This is a genomic window from Halomonas sp. B23F22_20 (genome assembly GCF_043496985.1).
Lineage (GTDB): Bacteria > Pseudomonadota > Gammaproteobacteria > Pseudomonadales > Halomonadaceae > Halomonas.
Genome location: NZ_JBIEKH010000034.1, coordinates 18,844 through 34,267 on the forward strand (window position 1 = coordinate 18,844; position 15,424 = coordinate 34,267).

At 61.4% G+C, this 15,424-nt stretch carries 29 protein-coding genes; all 29 read left to right on the forward strand.

Annotated elements, in window-relative coordinates; translation table 11 throughout:
- Window positions 1-28: 28 nt before the first annotated feature.
- The 29 genes from tuf to rplQ all read left to right on the forward strand — a co-directional run bounded on the left by tuf (window position 29) and on the right by rplQ (window position 15,155).
- The gene (gene tuf / locus ACGTN6_RS19275) at window positions 29-1,222 is read left to right on the forward strand and encodes an elongation factor Tu (protein WP_183389499.1); all 1,194 of its coding nucleotides are present in this window, start codon (window positions 29-31) and stop codon (window positions 1,220-1,222) included.
- Between the two features lie 162 nt (window positions 1,223-1,384).
- Window positions 1,385-1,696 (forward strand): 30S ribosomal protein S10, encoded by a 312-nt coding sequence (rpsJ, locus tag ACGTN6_RS19280; RefSeq protein ID WP_010626466.1) that lies wholly within the window; start codon window positions 1,385-1,387, stop codon window positions 1,694-1,696.
- A gap of 148 nt (window positions 1,697-1,844) precedes the next feature.
- Entirely contained in the window at window positions 1,845-2,483 is a 639-nt protein-coding gene (rplC, locus tag ACGTN6_RS19285) for a 50S ribosomal protein L3 (RefSeq protein WP_394594577.1), read from the forward strand.
- 14 nt (window positions 2,484-2,497) lie between these two features.
- Entirely contained in the window at window positions 2,498-3,103 is a 606-nt protein-coding gene (gene rplD, locus ACGTN6_RS19290; protein WP_394594578.1) for a 50S ribosomal protein L4, read from the forward strand.
- Entirely contained in the window at window positions 3,100-3,396 is a 297-nt protein-coding gene (rplW, locus tag ACGTN6_RS19295; RefSeq protein ID WP_035596350.1) for a 50S ribosomal protein L23, read from the forward strand. Before rplD ends, rplW begins: the two co-directional genes overlap by 4 nt.
- Before the next feature lie 17 nt (window positions 3,397-3,413).
- A complete protein-coding gene (gene rplB / locus ACGTN6_RS19300) occupies window positions 3,414-4,244 on the forward strand; it encodes a 50S ribosomal protein L2 (RefSeq protein WP_394594579.1) in 831 nt (276 codons plus the stop codon).
- Between the two features lie 33 nt (window positions 4,245-4,277).
- A complete protein-coding gene (gene rpsS / locus ACGTN6_RS19305) occupies window positions 4,278-4,553 on the forward strand; it encodes a 30S ribosomal protein S19 (protein ID WP_072824351.1) in 276 nt (91 codons plus the stop codon).
- Between the two features lie 18 nt (window positions 4,554-4,571).
- Entirely contained in the window at window positions 4,572-4,904 is a 333-nt protein-coding gene (gene rplV, locus ACGTN6_RS19310; protein ID WP_016856415.1) for a 50S ribosomal protein L22, read from the forward strand.
- A gap of 11 nt (window positions 4,905-4,915) precedes the next feature.
- The gene (rpsC, locus tag ACGTN6_RS19315; RefSeq protein WP_394594580.1) at window positions 4,916-5,614 is read left to right on the forward strand and encodes a 30S ribosomal protein S3; all 699 of its coding nucleotides are present in this window, start codon (window positions 4,916-4,918) and stop codon (window positions 5,612-5,614) included.
- Window positions 5,615-5,629: 15 nt separating this feature from the next.
- Complete coding sequence (rplP, locus tag ACGTN6_RS19320) at window positions 5,630-6,043, forward strand: 50S ribosomal protein L16 (RefSeq protein WP_149322616.1); 414 nt, start codon at window positions 5,630-5,632, stop codon at window positions 6,041-6,043.
- Window positions 6,043-6,234: a 50S ribosomal protein L29 gene (gene rpmC / locus ACGTN6_RS19325; RefSeq protein ID WP_013331000.1), complete on the forward strand. Its 192-nt coding sequence runs from the start codon at window positions 6,043-6,045 to the stop codon at window positions 6,232-6,234. Before rplP ends, rpmC begins: the two co-directional genes overlap by 1 nt.
- A 1-nt stretch (window position 6,235) precedes the next feature.
- A complete protein-coding gene (rpsQ, locus tag ACGTN6_RS19330; RefSeq protein WP_183389494.1) occupies window positions 6,236-6,496 on the forward strand; it encodes a 30S ribosomal protein S17 in 261 nt (86 codons plus the stop codon).
- Window positions 6,497-6,548: 52 nt separating this feature from the next.
- Entirely contained in the window at window positions 6,549-6,920 is a 372-nt protein-coding gene (rplN, locus tag ACGTN6_RS19335) for a 50S ribosomal protein L14 (protein ID WP_089688530.1), read from the forward strand.
- Window positions 6,921-6,934: 14 nt separating this feature from the next.
- On the forward strand, window positions 6,935-7,252 hold the full coding sequence (gene rplX, locus ACGTN6_RS19340; RefSeq protein ID WP_394594581.1) for a 50S ribosomal protein L24: 318 nt from the start codon (window positions 6,935-6,937) through the stop codon (window positions 7,250-7,252).
- Window positions 7,253-7,270: 18 nt separating this feature from the next.
- The gene (rplE, locus tag ACGTN6_RS19345; RefSeq protein WP_126485238.1) at window positions 7,271-7,810 is read left to right on the forward strand and encodes a 50S ribosomal protein L5; all 540 of its coding nucleotides are present in this window, start codon (window positions 7,271-7,273) and stop codon (window positions 7,808-7,810) included.
- A gap of 10 nt (window positions 7,811-7,820) precedes the next feature.
- A complete protein-coding gene (gene rpsN, locus ACGTN6_RS19350) occupies window positions 7,821-8,126 on the forward strand; it encodes a 30S ribosomal protein S14 (RefSeq protein WP_183389492.1) in 306 nt (101 codons plus the stop codon).
- Window positions 8,127-8,158: 32 nt separating this feature from the next.
- Window positions 8,159-8,551: a 30S ribosomal protein S8 gene (gene rpsH, locus ACGTN6_RS19355; protein ID WP_183389491.1), complete on the forward strand. Its 393-nt coding sequence runs from the start codon at window positions 8,159-8,161 to the stop codon at window positions 8,549-8,551.
- Between the two features lie 9 nt (window positions 8,552-8,560).
- Window positions 8,561-9,091, forward strand: a complete 531-nt coding sequence (gene rplF, locus ACGTN6_RS19360; protein WP_394594582.1) for a 50S ribosomal protein L6 — start codon at window positions 8,561-8,563, stop codon at window positions 9,089-9,091.
- Window positions 9,092-9,100: 9 nt separating this feature from the next.
- A complete protein-coding gene (gene rplR / locus ACGTN6_RS19365) occupies window positions 9,101-9,451 on the forward strand; it encodes a 50S ribosomal protein L18 (RefSeq protein ID WP_097790609.1) in 351 nt (116 codons plus the stop codon).
- An 11-nt stretch (window positions 9,452-9,462) separates the two neighbouring features.
- The gene (gene rpsE / locus ACGTN6_RS19370; protein WP_126485230.1) at window positions 9,463-9,963 is read left to right on the forward strand and encodes a 30S ribosomal protein S5; all 501 of its coding nucleotides are present in this window, start codon (window positions 9,463-9,465) and stop codon (window positions 9,961-9,963) included.
- A gap of 5 nt (window positions 9,964-9,968) precedes the next feature.
- Window positions 9,969-10,151, forward strand: a complete 183-nt coding sequence (gene rpmD, locus ACGTN6_RS19375) for a 50S ribosomal protein L30 (RefSeq protein WP_016419098.1) — start codon at window positions 9,969-9,971, stop codon at window positions 10,149-10,151.
- A gap of 3 nt (window positions 10,152-10,154) precedes the next feature.
- Complete coding sequence (gene rplO, locus ACGTN6_RS19380; RefSeq protein ID WP_394594583.1) at window positions 10,155-10,589, forward strand: 50S ribosomal protein L15; 435 nt, start codon at window positions 10,155-10,157, stop codon at window positions 10,587-10,589.
- Complete coding sequence (gene secY / locus ACGTN6_RS19385) at window positions 10,590-11,921, forward strand: preprotein translocase subunit SecY (protein ID WP_394594584.1); 1,332 nt, start codon at window positions 10,590-10,592, stop codon at window positions 11,919-11,921.
- A gap of 77 nt (window positions 11,922-11,998) precedes the next feature.
- Window positions 11,999-12,112 carry a 50S ribosomal protein L36 gene (gene rpmJ, locus ACGTN6_RS19390; RefSeq protein ID WP_008959154.1) on the forward strand — a complete coding sequence of 38 codons (114 nt, stop codon included), beginning with the start codon at window positions 11,999-12,001 and terminating at the stop codon, window positions 12,110-12,112.
- A gap of 125 nt (window positions 12,113-12,237) precedes the next feature.
- Window positions 12,238-12,594, forward strand: a complete 357-nt coding sequence (rpsM, locus tag ACGTN6_RS19395; RefSeq protein WP_183389486.1) for a 30S ribosomal protein S13 — start codon at window positions 12,238-12,240, stop codon at window positions 12,592-12,594.
- Window positions 12,595-12,632: 38 nt separating this feature from the next.
- A complete protein-coding gene (gene rpsK, locus ACGTN6_RS19400; RefSeq protein WP_013331014.1) occupies window positions 12,633-13,019 on the forward strand; it encodes a 30S ribosomal protein S11 in 387 nt (128 codons plus the stop codon).
- Between the two features lie 12 nt (window positions 13,020-13,031).
- Window positions 13,032-13,652 carry a 30S ribosomal protein S4 gene (gene rpsD / locus ACGTN6_RS19405; RefSeq protein WP_394594585.1) on the forward strand — a complete coding sequence of 207 codons (621 nt, stop codon included), beginning with the start codon at window positions 13,032-13,034 and terminating at the stop codon, window positions 13,650-13,652.
- A gap of 81 nt (window positions 13,653-13,733) precedes the next feature.
- Entirely contained in the window at window positions 13,734-14,732 is a 999-nt protein-coding gene (locus tag ACGTN6_RS19410) for a DNA-directed RNA polymerase subunit alpha (RefSeq protein WP_183389484.1), read from the forward strand.
- A gap of 39 nt (window positions 14,733-14,771) precedes the next feature.
- The gene (rplQ, locus tag ACGTN6_RS19415) at window positions 14,772-15,155 is read left to right on the forward strand and encodes a 50S ribosomal protein L17 (RefSeq protein WP_183389483.1); all 384 of its coding nucleotides are present in this window, start codon (window positions 14,772-14,774) and stop codon (window positions 15,153-15,155) included.
- Window positions 15,156-15,424: the final 269 nt, after the last annotated feature.

Consider the following 15,424-nt stretch of genomic DNA (forward strand, 5'->3'; position numbering starts at 1 on the left):
CGTTAGCTAACGTAAAGAGGTCATAGCAGTGGCTAAGGAAAAATTCGAACGTTCCAAACCGCACGTCAACGTCGGCACCATCGGTCACGTCGACCACGGCAAGACCACGCTGACTGCCGCCCTGACCCGCGTGTCCGCGGAAGTCTTCGGTGGCGACGCCCGTGCGTTTGACTCCATCGACAACGCCCCGGAAGAGCGTGAGCGCGGCATCACCATCGCCACCGCCCACGTTGAGTACCAGTCTGAAGTGCGCCACTACGCGCACGTCGACTGCCCGGGCCACGCCGACTACGTCAAGAACATGATCACCGGTGCTGCCCAGATGGACGGTGCCATCCTGGTCTGCTCCGCCGCCGACGGCCCCATGCCGCAGACTCGCGAGCACATCCTGCTGTCTCGTCAGGTTGGCGTGCCGTACATCGTCGTGTTCCTGAACAAGGCCGACATGGTCGACGACGAAGAGCTGCTCGAGCTGGTCGAGATGGAAGTCCGCGAACTCCTGAACGAGTACGACTTCCCGGGTGACGACACCCCGATCATCACCGGTTCCGCCCTGATGGCCCTGGAAGGCAAGGACGACAACGGCATGGGTACCACCGCCGTTGCCAACCTGATCAAGGCCTTGGACGAGTACATTCCGGAGCCGGAGCGGGCTATCGATCAGCCGTTCCTGATGCCGATCGAGGACGTGTTCTCCATCTCTGGTCGCGGTACCGTTGTGACCGGTCGTGTCGAGCGCGGCATCGTCAAGGCTGGCGAGGAAGTCGAGATCGTCGGTATCAAGGACACCACCAAGACCACCGTCACCGGTGTCGAAATGTTCCGTAAGCTGCTCGACGAAGGTCGTGCCGGTGAGAACATTGGCGCCCTGCTGCGCGGCACCAAGCGTGACGACGTCGAGCGTGGTCAGGTCCTGGCCAAGCCGGGCACCATCACCCCGCACACCAAGTTCGAGGCTGAGGTGTACGTGCTGTCCAAGGACGAGGGTGGTCGTCACACTCCGTTCTTCAAGGGCTATCGTCCGCAGTTCTACTTCCGTACCACCGACATCACCGGTACCTGTGAACTGCCGGAAGGCGTCGAGATGGTCATGCCGGGCGACAACGTCAAGATGGTCGTCAGCCTGATCGCTCCGGTCGCCATGGACGAAGGTCTGCGCTTCGCCGTTCGTGAAGGCGGTCGTACCGTCGGCGCCGGCGTCGTGGCCAAGATCGTCGAGTAAGCCCAGGCTTCTCGAAAGATCGAAGGGGGCTCCGTCAGGAGCCCCCTTTCTGCGCACCGTCGCGAGGGTTTGACTCTCGTCGGCGGCGCGCCTATAATGCGCATCCTTTGAATGCGTGGGTTGACGGCTCGCGCCGTCAAGATCCATTGGAGTTTAGGGCAAATGCAGAACCAGAAGATTCGCATTCGGTTGAAGGCTTTCGACCACCGCCTGATCGACCAGTCCGCCGCGGAGATCGTTGATACCGCCAAGCGTACCGGCGCCCAGGTGCGGGGTCCGATTCCTCTGCCGACCAATCGCGAGCGCTACACCGTGCTGATTTCTCCGCACGTGAACAAGGATGCTCGTGATCAGTACGAGATTCGTACTCACAAGCGGGTGCTCGATATCGTCGAGCCTACCGAGAAGACCGTCGACGCGCTGATGAAGCTCGACCTCGCCGCCGGCGTGGACGTGCAGATCAAACTCGACTGATACCACACTAGACACTCGCGGCCCAGCGCCTGTCATGCACAGGCAGCAGCCGCCGCGCCGGGATGGCGCCACACAACGTGCTAGTGGAATGCTCTGGAAAGGGCAGCCATAGCGGGTGACAGCCCCGTACACTATAGGAGACGTAGTAATGACTATCGGTTTGGTCGGTAAAAAGGCCGGGATGACCCGTGTCTTTACCGAAGACGGCGCCTCAGTGCCCGTGACCGTGATCGAGGTTGAGCCTAACCGCGTAACCCGCGTCAAGTCCGTCGAGTCCGACGGCTACGCAGCGGTGCAGGTGACCTCCGGTTCCCGCAAGGCCAAGCATCTCTCCAAGGCCCAAGCCGGTCAGTTCGCCAAGGCCGGTATCGAGGCCGGTCGTTCGCTGATGGAGTTCCGCCTGGCAGAAGGCGATGAGGCTCCGGAAGTGGGCGGCGAACTCACCGTATCCCTCTTCGAAGCTGGTCAGATGATCGACGTGACCGGCACCTCCAAGGGTAAGGGTTTCCAGGGCGCCGTGAAGCGCTGGAACTTCCGCACCCAGGACAACAGCCACGGTAACTCCCTGTCCCACCGTGCGCCGGGTTCCATCGGTATGTGCCAGACCCCGGGTCGCGTGTTCAAGGGCAAGAAGATGGCCGGTCAGCTCGGCAACGAGCGCTGCACCGTCCAGAGCCTGGAAGTCGTCCGTGTCGACGCCGAGCGTAACCTGCTGCTGATCAAGGGTGCCGTACCCGGTGCCACCGGCAGTGATGTCATCGTGCGCAGCGCCGTCAAAGCAGGCTGAAGGGGAACTTACCGATGAATCTGAATCTTGCAGGTGCTGGCGGCACCGTCGAAGTCGCCGACGCTACCTTTGGCAAAGAATTCAACGAAGCGCTCGTGCACCAGGTCGTCACCGCCTATCTGGCCGGTGGTCGCCAGGGTACCCGCGCCCAGAAGAACCGTTCCGACGTGCGTGGCGGCGGCAAGAAGCCGTGGCGTCAGAAGGGCACCGGTCGTGCCCGCGCCGGTACCATCCGTTCGCCGATCTGGCGTGCCGGCGGCGTGACCTTCGCGGCCCGTCCGCAGGACCACTCCCAGAAGGTCAACCGCAAGATGTACCGTGCGGCCATGCGCTCGATTCTCTCCGAGCTGGTCCGCCAGGAGCGTCTGGTGGCCGTCGATGCCTTTGCCGTCGAAAGCCCCAAGACCAAGCAGTTGGTCGCCAAGCTCAATGAACTGGGCCTGGAGAAGGTGCTGATCGTCACCGAAGAGGTCGACGAGAATCTGTACCTCGCCGCCCGCAACATCCCGAACGTGGATGTGGTGGACGTCGCTGCCGCCGATCCGGTGAGCCTGGTCGCCTTCGACAAGGTGCTGGCCACCGTCTCCGCTCTGCGCAAATTCGAGGAGAAGCTGGCATGAACCAGGAACGTGTATTCAAGGTGCTGCTGGGTCCGCACGTGACCGAGAAGGCCGCTATGGCCGCCGAGCGCAACCAGTACGTGTTCAAGGTGGCGAGCGACGCGACCAAGCCCGAGATCAAGACCGCCGTCCAGGAGCTGTTCGGCAAGAAGGTCGATCGCGTTCAGGTGCTGAACGTCAAGGGCAAGACCAAGCGCACTGCGCATGGCACCGGTCTCCGTAAAGGCTATCGCAAGGCGTACGTGACACTGGCCGCCGGCGAGACGCTCGAAGACTTCTCTGGCGCCGAGTAAAGGCAGGAGCACGGATCATGGCAATCGTCAAGACTAAACCTACTTCCGCCGGTCGTCGCCACGTCGTCAAGATCGTCGGCGAGGAACTGTACAAGGGCCGCGCTTACGCGCCGCTGCTCGAGAAACAGTCCAAGTCCGGTGGCCGTAACAACTACGGTCGCATCACCACCCGCCACGTGGGCGGTGGGCACCGTCATCACTACCGGATCATCGACTTCAAGCGCACCAAGGATGGCGTTCCCGCCATCGTCGAGCGCCTGGAGCATGACCCGAACCGTAGCGCTCACATCGCGCTGCTCAAGTACATGGACGGCGAGCGTCGCTACATCATCGCCCCGCGCGGTGTGCAGGCCGGCGACCGTCTCGAGTCCGGCGTGAATGCAGCGATCAAGAAGGGCAACGCCCTGCCGCTGCGCAACATCCCGCTGGGTTCCACCGTGCACTGCATCGAGCTCAAGCCCGGCAAGGGTGCCCAGCTCGCACGCAGCGCCGGTACCAGCGCCCAGCTGGTCGCCCGCGAAGGCAACTACGCCACCCTGCGTCTGCGCTCCGGCGAAATGCGCAAGGTGCTGGCCGAGTGCCGCGCGACTTTGGGTGAGGTGAGCAACTCCGAGCACAGCCTGCGTCAGCTTGGCAAGGCCGGTGCGAAGCGCTGGAGAGGTGTGCGTCCGACGGTTCGCGGCGTGGCCATGAACCCGGTGGATCACCCGCACGGCGGTGGTGAAGGCCGCACCAGCGGTGGTCGTCATCCGGTGTCTCCGTGGGGTATTCCCACCAAGGGCCACAAGACCCGCAAGAACAAGCGCACCGACAAGCTGATCGTCCGTCGCCGCAAGGCCCGGAAATAAGATCCAACGCCAAGACATCAAGAGGTAACGGCTGTGCCACGTTCACTGAAGAAAGGTCCCTTTATTGACCTTCATCTGCTGAAGAAGGTTGAGACTGCAGTGGAGAAGAACGACCGCAAACCGATCAAGACCTGGTCGCGTCGTTCCATGATCCTGCCCAACATGGTCGGGCTCACCATTGCAGTCCATAACGGTCGCCAGCACGTCCCGGTGCACGTCTCCGAGGAAATGGTTGGCCACAAGCTGGGCGAATTCGCTGCCACCCGCACCTATCGCGGTCATGCGGCGGACAAGAAAGCCAAACGGTAAGCCGAGAGAGGATTAGAGATGGAAGTCACAGCAAAGCTGCGTGGCGCTAGCTTATCCGCCCAGAAGGCCCGTTTGGTGGCTGACCAGGTGCGCGGTAAGCCGGTCGCCGAAGCACTCGACCTGCTGACCTTCTCCCCGAAGAAGGCCGCCAAGCTGGTCAAGAAGGTGCTGCAGTCCGCCATCGCGAACGCGGAAGAAAACAACGGCATGGATATCGACGAGCTGCGTGTCTCGACCATCTGCGTCGATGAGGGCATGACGCTCAAGCGCATCCGTCCGCGCGCCAAGGGCCGTGCGGATCGCATTCTGAAGCGCACTTGCCACATCACCGTCAAGGTAGCCGAGAAGTAGGAGTCGACCAGATGGGTCAGAAAGTCAATCCGACAGGCATTCGCCTGGGTATCGTCAAGGACCATACCTCGGTCTGGTATGCCGAGCGCGGCGCCTATGCCGACAAGCTGAACAACGACCTCGAGGTGCGTCGCTTCCTGGAGGAGCGTCTGAAGAACGCTTCCGTCAGCAAGATCACCATCGAGCGTCCGGCCAACAACGCCCGCATTACCATTCACACTGCCCGTCCGGGCATCGTGATTGGCAAGAAGGGCGAGGACGTCGATCGTCTGCGTCGCGACGTCACTCAGATGATGGGCGTGCCGGTGCACGTCAACATCGAGGAAGTCCGTAAGCCGGAGCTGGACGCCCAGCTCGTCGCTCAGAACATTGCCGGCCAGCTCGAGCGCCGTGTGATGTTCCGTCGCGCCATGAAGCGTTCCGTGCAGAACGCCATGCGCCTGGGTGCTGGCGGTATCAAAGTGCAGCTTTCCGGTCGCCTCGGCGGCGCCGAGATCGCCCGTACCGAGTGGTACCGCGAAGGTCGCGTTCCGCTGCACACCCTGCGTGCGGACATCGACTACGCCACCTACGAAGCCAAGACCACCTACGGCATCATTGGTGTCAAGGTCTGGATCTTCAAGGGTGAAATCCTCGGGGGCATCGAGGAGGTCCGCGCCAAGGCCAAGCAGCCGCAAGGGGCGCCCTCCAAGAAGAAAGGTTCCAGGTAAGGGGAGAGCGAGTCGATGTTACAACCCAAGCGTTTGAAGTTCCGCAAGGTGCAGAAAGGCCGCAACCGTGGCCTGGCGCATCGCGGTAACAAGGTAAGCTTCGGCGAATATGGCCTCAAGGCCACCGGCCGTGGCCGCGTCACCGCCCGTCAGATCGAAGCCGGCCGTCGTGCCATCACGCGTCACGTCAAGCGTGGTGGCAAGATCTGGATCCGTGTCTTCCCGGACAAGCCGATTTCCAAGAAGCCGCTGGAAGTCCGGATGGGTAAAGGTAAGGGCTCCGTCGAGTACTGGGTCGCTCAGATCCAGCCCGGCCGTGTCCTGTACGAGATCGAAGGCGTTTCCGAGGAGCTGGCTCGCGAGGCATTTGGCCTGGCGGCACAGAAGTTCCCGGTCTCCACCACCTTTGTGAAACGGACGGTGATGTGATGAAAGCCCAGGAAATTCGTGAAAAGTCCGCCGAGCAGCTCCAGGAGCAGCTCTTCGAACTCCTCCGCGAGCAGTTCAACCTGCGCATGCAGAAGGCCACCGGCCAGCTCAGCCAGACTCATCTGCTCAAGCAGGTTCGTCGGGATATCGCCCGGGTGAAGACTGTGCTCAACGAGAAGGCAGGTGTCTGAGATGGCCGAAGAAAAGAAAGCCCGTACGCTCACCGGCAAGGTGGTGAGCGACAAGATGGACAAGTCCATCGTCGTGATGATCGAGCGTCGTGAGCGCCACCCGATCTACGGCAAGTACGTTAAGCGCTCCACCAAGCTGCACGCCCATGACGAGGCGAATCAGGCCAAGGCTGGTGACACGGTGTCCATCGAGGAGTGCCGTCCGCTGTCCAAGAAGAAGGCCTGGACCCTGGTTGAAGTCGTTGAGCAGGCCAAGGGTTGATCGGCAAACGCCAGTCGAACCAGTGCAGTCAGTTTAGGTTTGGAGAAAACCGATGATTCAGACTCAGACAATGCTGGATGTCGCTGACAACAGCGGGGCGCGCCGGGTGCAATGCATCAAGGTGCTGGGCGGTTCTCACCGCCGTTACGCCCGCGTCGGCGACATCATCAAAGTCACGGTGAAGGAAGCCATCCCGCGTGGCAAGGTCAAGAAGGGCCAGGTCCTCAAGGCGGTGGTGGTTCGCACCCGCAGTGGCGTCCGTCGTAACGACGGGTCGCTGATCCGCTTCGATGGAAATGCGGCGGTTCTGTTGAACAACACCAACGAGCAGCCGATCGGTACCCGGATCTTCGGTCCGGTGACCCGTGAGCTTCGTACCGAGAAGTTCATGAAGATCATTTCCTTGGCGCCTGAAGTGCTGTAAGGAGCGAGGCGGATATGCAAAAGATCAAACGTGACGACGAAGTCGTCGTCATCGCCGGGAAGGACAAGGGCAAGCGTGGCACCGTGAAGCGCGTCCTCAAGGACGACCGCTACATTGTGTCCGGTGTGAACATGATCAAGCGTCACACCAAGCCCAACCCCATGGCGGGAAATCAGGGCGGTATCGTCGAGCGCGAGGCTCCGATTCACGCGTCCAACGTGGCCATCTTCAACCAGGAGACCGGTAGGGCGGATCGCGTCGGCTTCCAGGTTCAGGAAGACGGTACCAAGGTACGTATCTACAAGTCGACGCAAGCGCAGATCGACGCCTAACGCGAGTCGGGTAGCAAAATGGCGAACTTGAAAGAACGTTATCAAAACGAGGTGGTGGCTCAACTCAAAGAGCAGTTCAGCTACGCCAACGTTATGCAGGTGCCCCGGATCACCAAGGTGACCCTGAACATGGGCATCGGCGAAGCGACCAGCGACAAGAAGCTGATCGACAACGCCATCGGCGACCTGGAGAAGCTCTCCGGTCAGAAGCCGCTGGTGACCAAGGCACGCAAGTCCATCGCGGGCTTCAAGGTGCGTGAAGGCTGGCCGATCGGGATCAAGGTGACCCTGCGCTCCGAGCGCATGTGGGACTTCCTCGATCGCCTGGTGAATATCGCGATCCCCCGCGTTCGTGACTTCCGTGGTCTCAACCCGAAGTCCTTCGACGGTCGTGGCAACTACTCGATGGGGGTGCGTGAGCAGATCATCTTTCCGGAGATCGAATATGATAAGATCGATCGGATCCGTGGTCTGGATGTCACCATCACCACCACCGCCAACACCGATGAAGAAGGTCGTGCGCTGCTGAGCGCGCTGAACTTCCCGTTCAAGAAATAAGGGTGGGATCATGGCAAAGAAAAGCATGGTAGAGCGTGAAGCGAAGCGCGCCCAGCTGGTGGAGAAATACGCCGCCAAGCGCGCTGCGCTCAAGGCGATCATCCAGGACGTGAACGCTTCCGACGAAGAGCGCTTCGACGCAACGCTGAAGTTGCAGCAGCTGCCGCGTGACTCCAGCCCGGTGCGCCAGCGCAACCGCTGCCGCGTCACCGGCCGTCCGCACGGCTACTACAACAAGTTCGGCCTCGGCCGCAACAAGCTGCGTGAAGCCGCCATGCGTGGCGACGTGCCCGGACTCAAGAAGTCCAGCTGGTAACGCCACGTAGAATCATCAGGAGCGCAACGTAAATGAGCATGCAAGACACTCTGGCGGATATGTTCACCCGTATCCGCAATGCGCAGATGGCCACCAAGGAGACGGTTTCCATGCCGTCCTCCAAGCTCAAGGTCGAGGTGGCCCGCGTGCTGAAGGAAGAGGGTTATGTGACCGACTACGGTGTCAGCGAATCGGCCAAGCCCGAGCTGACCGTGACCCTCAAGTACTTCGAAGGCAAGCCGGTCATCGAACATCTGCAGCGGGCCTCCAAGCCGTCTCTGCGCAGCTACAAGGGCAAGGACTCCCTGCCCAAGGTTGCCGAGGGCTTGGGTATCGCGATCGTCACCACCTCCAAGGGTGTGATGACCGACCGCGCGGCCCGCCAGGCCGGTGTCGGTGGTGAAGTCATCTGCACCGTATTCTAGGAGTTTGGAATGTCACGCGTAGCCAAATATCCGGTTAAACTGCCCGCCGGCGTCGAGCTCAAGCTCGACGGCGACCAGCTGTCCGTCAAGGGCGGCCAGGGCACGCTGTCCATGACCGTGCACCCTGACGTGGTCGTCGCTCAGGAAGAAGGTCAGGTGACCTTCCAGCCGAGCGAAAGCGCCAAGAGCTGGGCGATGGCCGGCACCACCCGTGCCCTGGTCCAGAACCTGGTCACCGGTGTTTCCGAGGGCTTCACCAAGTCTCTCGAAATCAATGGCGTCGGTTATCGTGCCCAGGCAAAGGGCCAGACGCTGAACCTGACACTGGGCTTCTCCCACCCGGTCGACTATGAGCTGCCTGAAGGTGTCACGGCGGAAACGCCGAAGAACACCATCATCGTGCTGAAGAGCGCGGACAAGCAGAAACTCGGCCAGGTTGCCGCGGAAATCCGCGCCTTCCGTCCGCCCGAGCCCTACAAGGGCAAGGGTATCCGGTACGGCGACGAGCAGGTCCGCCGCAAAGAAGCCAAGAAGAAGTAAGGCAGGGTTATGAACGCGAAGAAAGAATCTCGTCTCCGTCGTGCCCGCCGCGCTCGCGCCAAGATCCGCGAGCTGGGCGTGTATCGCCTGTGCGTCAACCGTACCCCGCGTCACATCTACGCGCAGATCATCTCGCCGGATGGTGGCAAGGTCCTGGCCAGCGCTTCCACGCTGGACAAGGCCCTGCGCGAGGGTGCAACCGGCAACGTCGACGCCGCCTCCAAGGTGGGCGCTCTGATTGCCGAACGCGCCAAGCAGGCTGGCATCACCCAGGTGGCCTTCGATCGTGCCGGTTTCAAGTACCACGGTCGTGTCAAGGCCCTGGCCGACGCCGCTCGTGAAGGCGGCCTGGAATTCTAAAGGGTTTTACGATGGCGAAGAACGAACAGCAAAGCGGCGATCTGCAGGAAAAGCTCGTGCAGGTCAACCGTGTCGCCAAGGTGGTCAAGGGTGGCCGGATCTTCGGCTTTACTGCCCTGACTGTCGTCGGTGACGGTAACGGTCGTGTCGGCTTCGGTCGTGGCAAGGCGCGTGAAGTGCCGGTCGCGATCCAGAAGGCCATGGACCAGGCGCGTCGCAACATGGTCAAGGTCAACCTCACCGGTGGCACTCTGCAGTACCCGGTCAAGGCCCGTCATGGCGCCTCCAAGGTGTACATGCAGCCGGCCTCCGAGGGTACCGGCATCATCGCCGGTGGCGCCATGCGCTCCGTGCTGGAGCTGGCCGGCGTCCATGACGTCCTGGCCAAGTGCTACGGCTCCACCAACCCGGTGAACGTGGTGCGGGCGACCGTCAACGGTCTGGCCTCCCTGCAGTCGCCGGAAGACGTGGCCGCCAAGCGCGGTCTGTCAGTCGAAGCGATCACGGGGTGAGTACCATGGCAGCTACGATCAAGGTTACCCAGACCCGCAGCACCATCGGCGTGTTGGCCAAGCACAAGGCCACCATGAAGGGCCTCGGCCTGCGCCGCATCGGTCACACGGTCGAACTGGAAGACACCCCTGCCGTTCGCGGCATGATCCACAAGGTCAACTACCTTGTGCGTGTTGAGGGAGAGTAATCCATGAAACTCAATAGCCTGAGCCCGGCACCGGGCTCCAAGCACGCCGAGAAGCGCGTCGGTCGTGGCATTGGCTCCGGTCTGGGCAAGACCGGCGGCCGTGGCCACAAGGGCCTCAAGTCGCGCAGTGGCGGCAGCGTGAAACCCGGCTTCGAGGGCGGCCAGATGCCGCTGCAGCGTCGTCTGCCGAAGTTCGGTTTCACCTCAGCGAAGTCGCTGGTCTCCGAGGAGGTTCGCCTGGGCGAACTGGCTCGCGTCGAAGGTGACGAGGTCACCCTGGACACCCTCAAGCAGGCCAACGTGCTGAAGGATGCCACCCAGTATGCCAAGGTGATCCTTTCCGGCGAACTGAACAAGGCGGTTACCGTCCGCGGCCTCAAGGTCACCAAAGGTGCCCGTGCCGCGATCGAAGCCGCCGGCGGCAAGGTAGAGGACTAAATGGCCAAGTCAGGAAACATGCCGGCGATGGGCAGCGGTCTGAGCGAACTCTGGGCGCGTCTGCGCTTCGTGCTCATCGCCATCGTGGTCTACCGTATCGGTGCCCACATTCCCGTCCCCGGTATCAATCCTGACCAGCTTGCTGCCTTGTTCAGGGAGCAGCAGGGTACCATCCTGGGCATGTTCAACATGTTCTCGGGCGGTGCCCTGGAGCGTATGAGTATCCTCGCCCTGGGCATCATGCCCTACATATCGGCGTCGATCATCATGCAGCTGCTGACCGCCGTCTCGCCTCAGCTCGAGCAGTTGAAGAAGGAAGGTGAGGCGGGTCGTCGCAAGATCAGCCAGTACACCCGCTACGGCACGGTACTGCTGGCCTTCGTCCAGGCCACCGGCATGTCGGTGGGTCTGGCCAGCCAGGGCATCGCCTACACGGCCGACTTCAGCTTCTACTTCACCGCCATCGTCACCTTCGTGTGCGGGGCGGTGTTCCTGATGTGGCTGGGCGAGCAGATCACCGAGAAGGGCATCGGCAACGGCATCTCGCTGTTGATCTTCGCGGGGATCGTCGCCGGTCTGCCGGGTGCTGTGGGGCAGGCCTTCGAGCTGGCCCGCAACGAAGGCGCCTGGAACGTACTGCCGCTGTTGGCGTTGTCCGTACTGGGTATCGCCACAGTGGCTTTCGTGGTGTTCATCGAGCGTGGCCAACGCCGCATCACGGTGAACTATCCGCGCCGCCAGGTCGGCAACAAGATGTATGCCGGTCAGAGCAGCTACCTGCCGCTCAAGGTCAACATGGCGGGCGTGATTCCGGCGATCTTCGCCTCGAGCATCCTGCTGTTTCCGGCCTCGCTGGGTCAGTGGGTGGGTGCCGGGGATGGCATGGAGTGGCTGCAGCGCGCATCCCAGGCCCTTGGGCCAGGACAGCCGCTGTACATCTTGCTTTTCGCGGCAGCGGTGGTATTCTTCTGCTTCTTTTACACAGCGCTGGTCTTCAACCCCAAGGATGTTGCCGACAATCTCAAGAAGTCGGGAGCCTTCCTGCCGGGTATCCGCCCTGGTGAGCAGACCGCTCGCTACGTCGACAAGGTCATGACCCGTCTGACCCTGTTCGGGGCCCTCTACATCACCGCGGTTTCCCTGATGCCCCAGTTCCTGATCGTGGCCTGGAACGTGCCGTTCTTCTTCGGCGGTACCTCGCTGCTGATCGTGGTGGTGGTGATCATGGACTTCATGGCTCAGGTGCAGTCGCATCTCATGTCGCATCAGTACGAGTCGGTGATGAAGAAGTCCAACCTGAAAGGCTACGGTAGCGGCGGCATCATGCGCTGAGGCGCGTCGCTGGCGAATTGGCGCGCCGCGAGCTGAACCGTTGGTTCGCCTCGCGAGCCAACAATGGAGATGGAACGATGAAAGTTCGAGCTTCCGTGAAGAAAATGTGCCGTAACTGCAAGATTATTCGTCGCAATGGCGCCGTGCGCGTCATCTGCAGCGAGCCGCGGCACAAGCAGCGCCAGGGCTGATCCCCTGACGCTGCACTAAACCGGGTGCCGGCATACCCCTTGCCCTTCGCTGGGTAAAGGGGTATGCTGTTGCGCCTTTTGTAGATGACTAATCGAGCAAGCCGCTCAATTTTCGGAGTAAGCTGATGGCCCGTATTGCAGGCGTCAATATCCCGGACAACAAGCATGCGGCGATCTCGCTGACCTATATCTTCGGGATTGGCCGTACTCGTGCACAGGAAATCTGTGTCGCGGCCGGCATTGCACCGACCACCAAGATCCAGGAGCTGTCTTCTGATGAAGTCGACACCCTGCGTTCCGAAGTCGGTAAGTACACCGTTGAAGGCGATCTTCGTCGTGATGTGACGCTGAACATCAAGCGTCTCATGGACCTGGGTTGCTATCGTGGTCTGCGTCATCGCCGTGGTCTGCCGCTGAACGGTCAGCGGACCAAGACCAATGCGCGCACCCGCAAGGGTCCGCGTAAGCCGATTCGCAAATAACACGCACGTTCTGCGTAACGACAGGAATTGACATCAACATGGCTAACCCGCGTAGCAACCGTAAGAAGGTTAAAAAGCAGGTAGTGGATGCCGTCGCGCATATCCACGCCTCTTTTAACAACACGATCATTACGATCACAGACCGCCAGGGCAACGCCCTCTCCTGGGCGACTGCCGGTGGTTCGGGTTTTCGTGGTTCTCGCAAGAGCACCCCGTTCGCTGCTCAAGTGGCAAGTGAACGTGCAGCGACCGCTGCAGCCGAGTATGGTGTGAAAAACGTCGACGTGCTGGTCAAAGGCCCCGGTCCGGGCCGTGAATCCGCCGTGCGTGCACTCAATGCCGCCGGCTTCCGCGTGCAAAGCATCACCGACGCGACGCCCATTCCCCACAATGGCTGCCGTCCGCCGAAGAAACGCCGCGTTTAAGGAGACAGATTCATGGCTCGTTATATTGGACCGAAGTGCAAACTGTCTCGTCGTGAAGGCACCGACCTCTTCCTGAAGAGCGGTGTCACTCCCTTCGAGAAGAAGTGCAAATCCGAGCAGATCCCGGGTGTGCACGGCCAGCGTCGTCAGCGGATTTCCGACTACGGCTTGCAGCTTCGCGAGAAGCAGAAAGTACGCCGCATGTACGGCGTACTCGAGAAGCAGTTCCGCAACTACTACAAGGAAGCGGCCCGTCTGAAGGGCGCGACCGGTGAGTTGTTGCTGCAGCTTCTCGAATCCCGACTGGACAACGTCGTCTACCGCATGGGCTACGGCGCCACTCGTTCCGAGGCACGCCAGCTGGTGAGCCACAAGGCGATCGCCGTCAACGGCAAGACCGTCAACGTGGCTTCCTACCAGGTCAAGCCCGGTGACGTGGTCTCCGTCCGCGAGAAGGCCAAGAACCAGGCGCGTATCCAGAATGCCCTGGGCATCGCCGCCAACCGCGGCGAAGTGGCCTGGGTCGAGGTCGATGCCAAGAAGATGGAAGGCACTTTCAAGGCTCTGCCTGAACGCGGTGACCTGACTGCCGACATCAATGAGCAACTGATCGTCGAGCTGTACTCGAAGTAAGCGGCGAACGCCGCGCCACCCTCAGCGTGGGGGTGGCCTTCAGTACCGAGTATCCGTTTGGCAGCCTGAAAGGTATTCATCATGCAGCGTTCAGTGACAGAGTTTCTCCGTCCTCGCGACATCAAGGTCGAAGAGATCAACGCGCACCACGCGAAGATCGTGCTCGAGCCCTTCGAGCGGGGCTTCGGCCACACTCTGGGCAATGCTCTGCGTCGCATCCTGCTCTCGTCCATGCCCGGCTGCGCCGTGGTAGAGGCCGAGATCGCCGGTGTTGACCACGAGTACAGCGCGATCGAGGGCGTCCAGGAAGATGTCATCGAAATCCTCCTGAACCTCAAGGACGTGGCGATCAAGATGCACAGCCGCGACGAGGCGGTGCTCTCGCTGAACAAGCAGGGCCCGGCCGTCGTGACTGCGGGCGATATCGCTCTCGACCATGACGTCGAGATTGTTAACCCCGAGCACGTCATCGCGCACGTCAACGAGGGCGCCGAGCTGAAGATGCAGCTCAAGGTGGCCCGCGGCCGCGGCTATGAGCCGGCGGACGTCCGCGGCGATGCCGACGACGAGTCTCGTGCCATCGGCCGCCTGCAGCTGGATGCAACCTTCAGCCCCGTGCGTCGGGTTTCCTACACTGTCGAAGCCGCGCGTGTCGAACAGCGCACCGACCTCGACAAGCTGATTCTCAACCTGGAAACCGACGGCACCCTGGATCCGGAAGAGGCGATCCGTCGCAGCGCGACCATCCTGCAGGAGCAGCTGGCCGCGTTCGTCGACCTGGAAGCCGACAAGGAACAGGAAGTGGAAGAGGAAGAGGATCATATCGATCCGATCCTGCTGCGCCCCGTAGACGATCTCGAGTTGACCGTTCGCAGTGCCAACTGCCTGAAGGCCGAGAACATCTACTACATCGGGGACCTGATCCAGCGCACCGAGGTGGAGCTGCTGAAGACCCCGAATCTCGGCAAGAAGTCCCTGAACGAGATCAAGGACGTGTTGGCCGCTCGTGGCCTGTCCCTGGGTATGCGGCTTGAAAACTGGCCGCCCGCTAGCCTGAAGGACGACAAGGCCTCCGCGTGAGCGTCGACTCGAGTCCCAGTTTGGTAAGGAATCACAACCATGCGTCATCGTAAGAGTGGTCGTCACCTGAATCGTACCAGCTCGCATCGTCAGGCCATGTTCAAGAACATGTGCGTGTCGCTGGTCGAGCACGAAGTGATCAAGACAACCCTGCCCAAGGCCAAGGAGCTGCGTCGTCATATCGAGCCGCTGATCACCCTGGCCAAGCAGGACAGCGTCGCCAACCGTCGTCTGGCCTTCAGCCGCACCCGCTCCAAGGAAGCGGTCGGCAAGCTCTTCAACGAGCTGGGTCCGCGTTACGTCGAGCGTCCGGGCGGTTACGTCCGTGTGCTGAAGTGCGGCTACCGCACCGGCGACAACGCCCCCATGGCCTACGTCGAACTGGTTGACCGTCCGGTCGTTGAGGAAGCCGCCGAGGATTGATCCTCGCGCGCGACCTCCTGGTCCGGCACCAAACCGGCTCCCCAATGGGGAGCCGGTTTTTTTACGCCCGGCTTCGCCGGGAGCTGGAAGAACGCCTGCTCCGCAGGCTTAAGATTGAAGCTGGAAGAAAACCCTTGACCCGATGATGGCGGGGTTCATGCTGCCTTCCAGCTTCCAGCTTCCAGCTTCCAGCTTCCAGCTTCCAGCTTCCAGCTTCCAGCTTCCAGCTTCCAGCTTCCAGCTTCCAGCTTCCAGCTTCCAGCTTCCAG

Bases quoted from the DNA above. Each gene is read 5' to 3' on its own strand.
- rpsJ (WP_010626466.1), top strand. From the start codon at position 1,385: ATGCAGAACCAGAAGATTCGCATTCGGTTGAAGGCTTTCGACCACCGC.
- rplC (WP_394594577.1), top strand. From the start codon at position 1,845: ATGACTATCGGTTTGGTCGGTAAAAAGGCCGGGATGACCCGTGTCTTT.
- rplD (WP_394594578.1), top strand. From the start codon at position 2,498: ATGAATCTGAATCTTGCAGGTGCTGGCGGCACCGTCGAAGTCGCCGAC.
- rplW (WP_035596350.1), top strand. From the start codon at position 3,100: ATGAACCAGGAACGTGTATTCAAGGTGCTGCTGGGTCCGCACGTGACC.
- rplB (WP_394594579.1), top strand. From the start codon at position 3,414: ATGGCAATCGTCAAGACTAAACCTACTTCCGCCGGTCGTCGCCACGTC.
- rplV (WP_016856415.1), top strand. From the start codon at position 4,572: ATGGAAGTCACAGCAAAGCTGCGTGGCGCTAGCTTATCCGCCCAGAAG.
- rpsC (WP_394594580.1), top strand. From the start codon at position 4,916: ATGGGTCAGAAAGTCAATCCGACAGGCATTCGCCTGGGTATCGTCAAG.
- rplP (WP_149322616.1), top strand. From the start codon at position 5,630: ATGTTACAACCCAAGCGTTTGAAGTTCCGCAAGGTGCAGAAAGGCCGC.
- rpmC (WP_013331000.1), top strand. From the start codon at position 6,043: ATGAAAGCCCAGGAAATTCGTGAAAAGTCCGCCGAGCAGCTCCAGGAG.
- rpsQ (WP_183389494.1), top strand. From the start codon at position 6,236: ATGGCCGAAGAAAAGAAAGCCCGTACGCTCACCGGCAAGGTGGTGAGC.
- rplN (WP_089688530.1), top strand. From the start codon at position 6,549: ATGATTCAGACTCAGACAATGCTGGATGTCGCTGACAACAGCGGGGCG.
- rplX (WP_394594581.1), top strand. From the start codon at position 6,935: ATGCAAAAGATCAAACGTGACGACGAAGTCGTCGTCATCGCCGGGAAG.
- rplE (WP_126485238.1), top strand. From the start codon at position 7,271: ATGGCGAACTTGAAAGAACGTTATCAAAACGAGGTGGTGGCTCAACTC.
- rpsN (WP_183389492.1), top strand. From the start codon at position 7,821: ATGGCAAAGAAAAGCATGGTAGAGCGTGAAGCGAAGCGCGCCCAGCTG.
- rpsH (WP_183389491.1), top strand. From the start codon at position 8,159: ATGAGCATGCAAGACACTCTGGCGGATATGTTCACCCGTATCCGCAAT.
- rplF (WP_394594582.1), top strand. From the start codon at position 8,561: ATGTCACGCGTAGCCAAATATCCGGTTAAACTGCCCGCCGGCGTCGAG.
- rplR (WP_097790609.1), top strand. From the start codon at position 9,101: ATGAACGCGAAGAAAGAATCTCGTCTCCGTCGTGCCCGCCGCGCTCGC.
- rpsE (WP_126485230.1), top strand. From the start codon at position 9,463: ATGGCGAAGAACGAACAGCAAAGCGGCGATCTGCAGGAAAAGCTCGTG.
- rpmD (WP_016419098.1), top strand. From the start codon at position 9,969: ATGGCAGCTACGATCAAGGTTACCCAGACCCGCAGCACCATCGGCGTG.
- rplO (WP_394594583.1), top strand. From the start codon at position 10,155: ATGAAACTCAATAGCCTGAGCCCGGCACCGGGCTCCAAGCACGCCGAG.
- secY (WP_394594584.1), top strand. From the start codon at position 10,590: ATGGCCAAGTCAGGAAACATGCCGGCGATGGGCAGCGGTCTGAGCGAA.
- rpmJ (WP_008959154.1), top strand. From the start codon at position 11,999: ATGAAAGTTCGAGCTTCCGTGAAGAAAATGTGCCGTAACTGCAAGATT.
- rpsM (WP_183389486.1), top strand. From the start codon at position 12,238: ATGGCCCGTATTGCAGGCGTCAATATCCCGGACAACAAGCATGCGGCG.
- rpsK (WP_013331014.1), top strand. From the start codon at position 12,633: ATGGCTAACCCGCGTAGCAACCGTAAGAAGGTTAAAAAGCAGGTAGTG.
- rpsD (WP_394594585.1), top strand. From the start codon at position 13,032: ATGGCTCGTTATATTGGACCGAAGTGCAAACTGTCTCGTCGTGAAGGC.
- ACGTN6_RS19410 (WP_183389484.1), top strand. From the start codon at position 13,734: ATGCAGCGTTCAGTGACAGAGTTTCTCCGTCCTCGCGACATCAAGGTC.
- rplQ (WP_183389483.1), top strand. From the start codon at position 14,772: ATGCGTCATCGTAAGAGTGGTCGTCACCTGAATCGTACCAGCTCGCAT.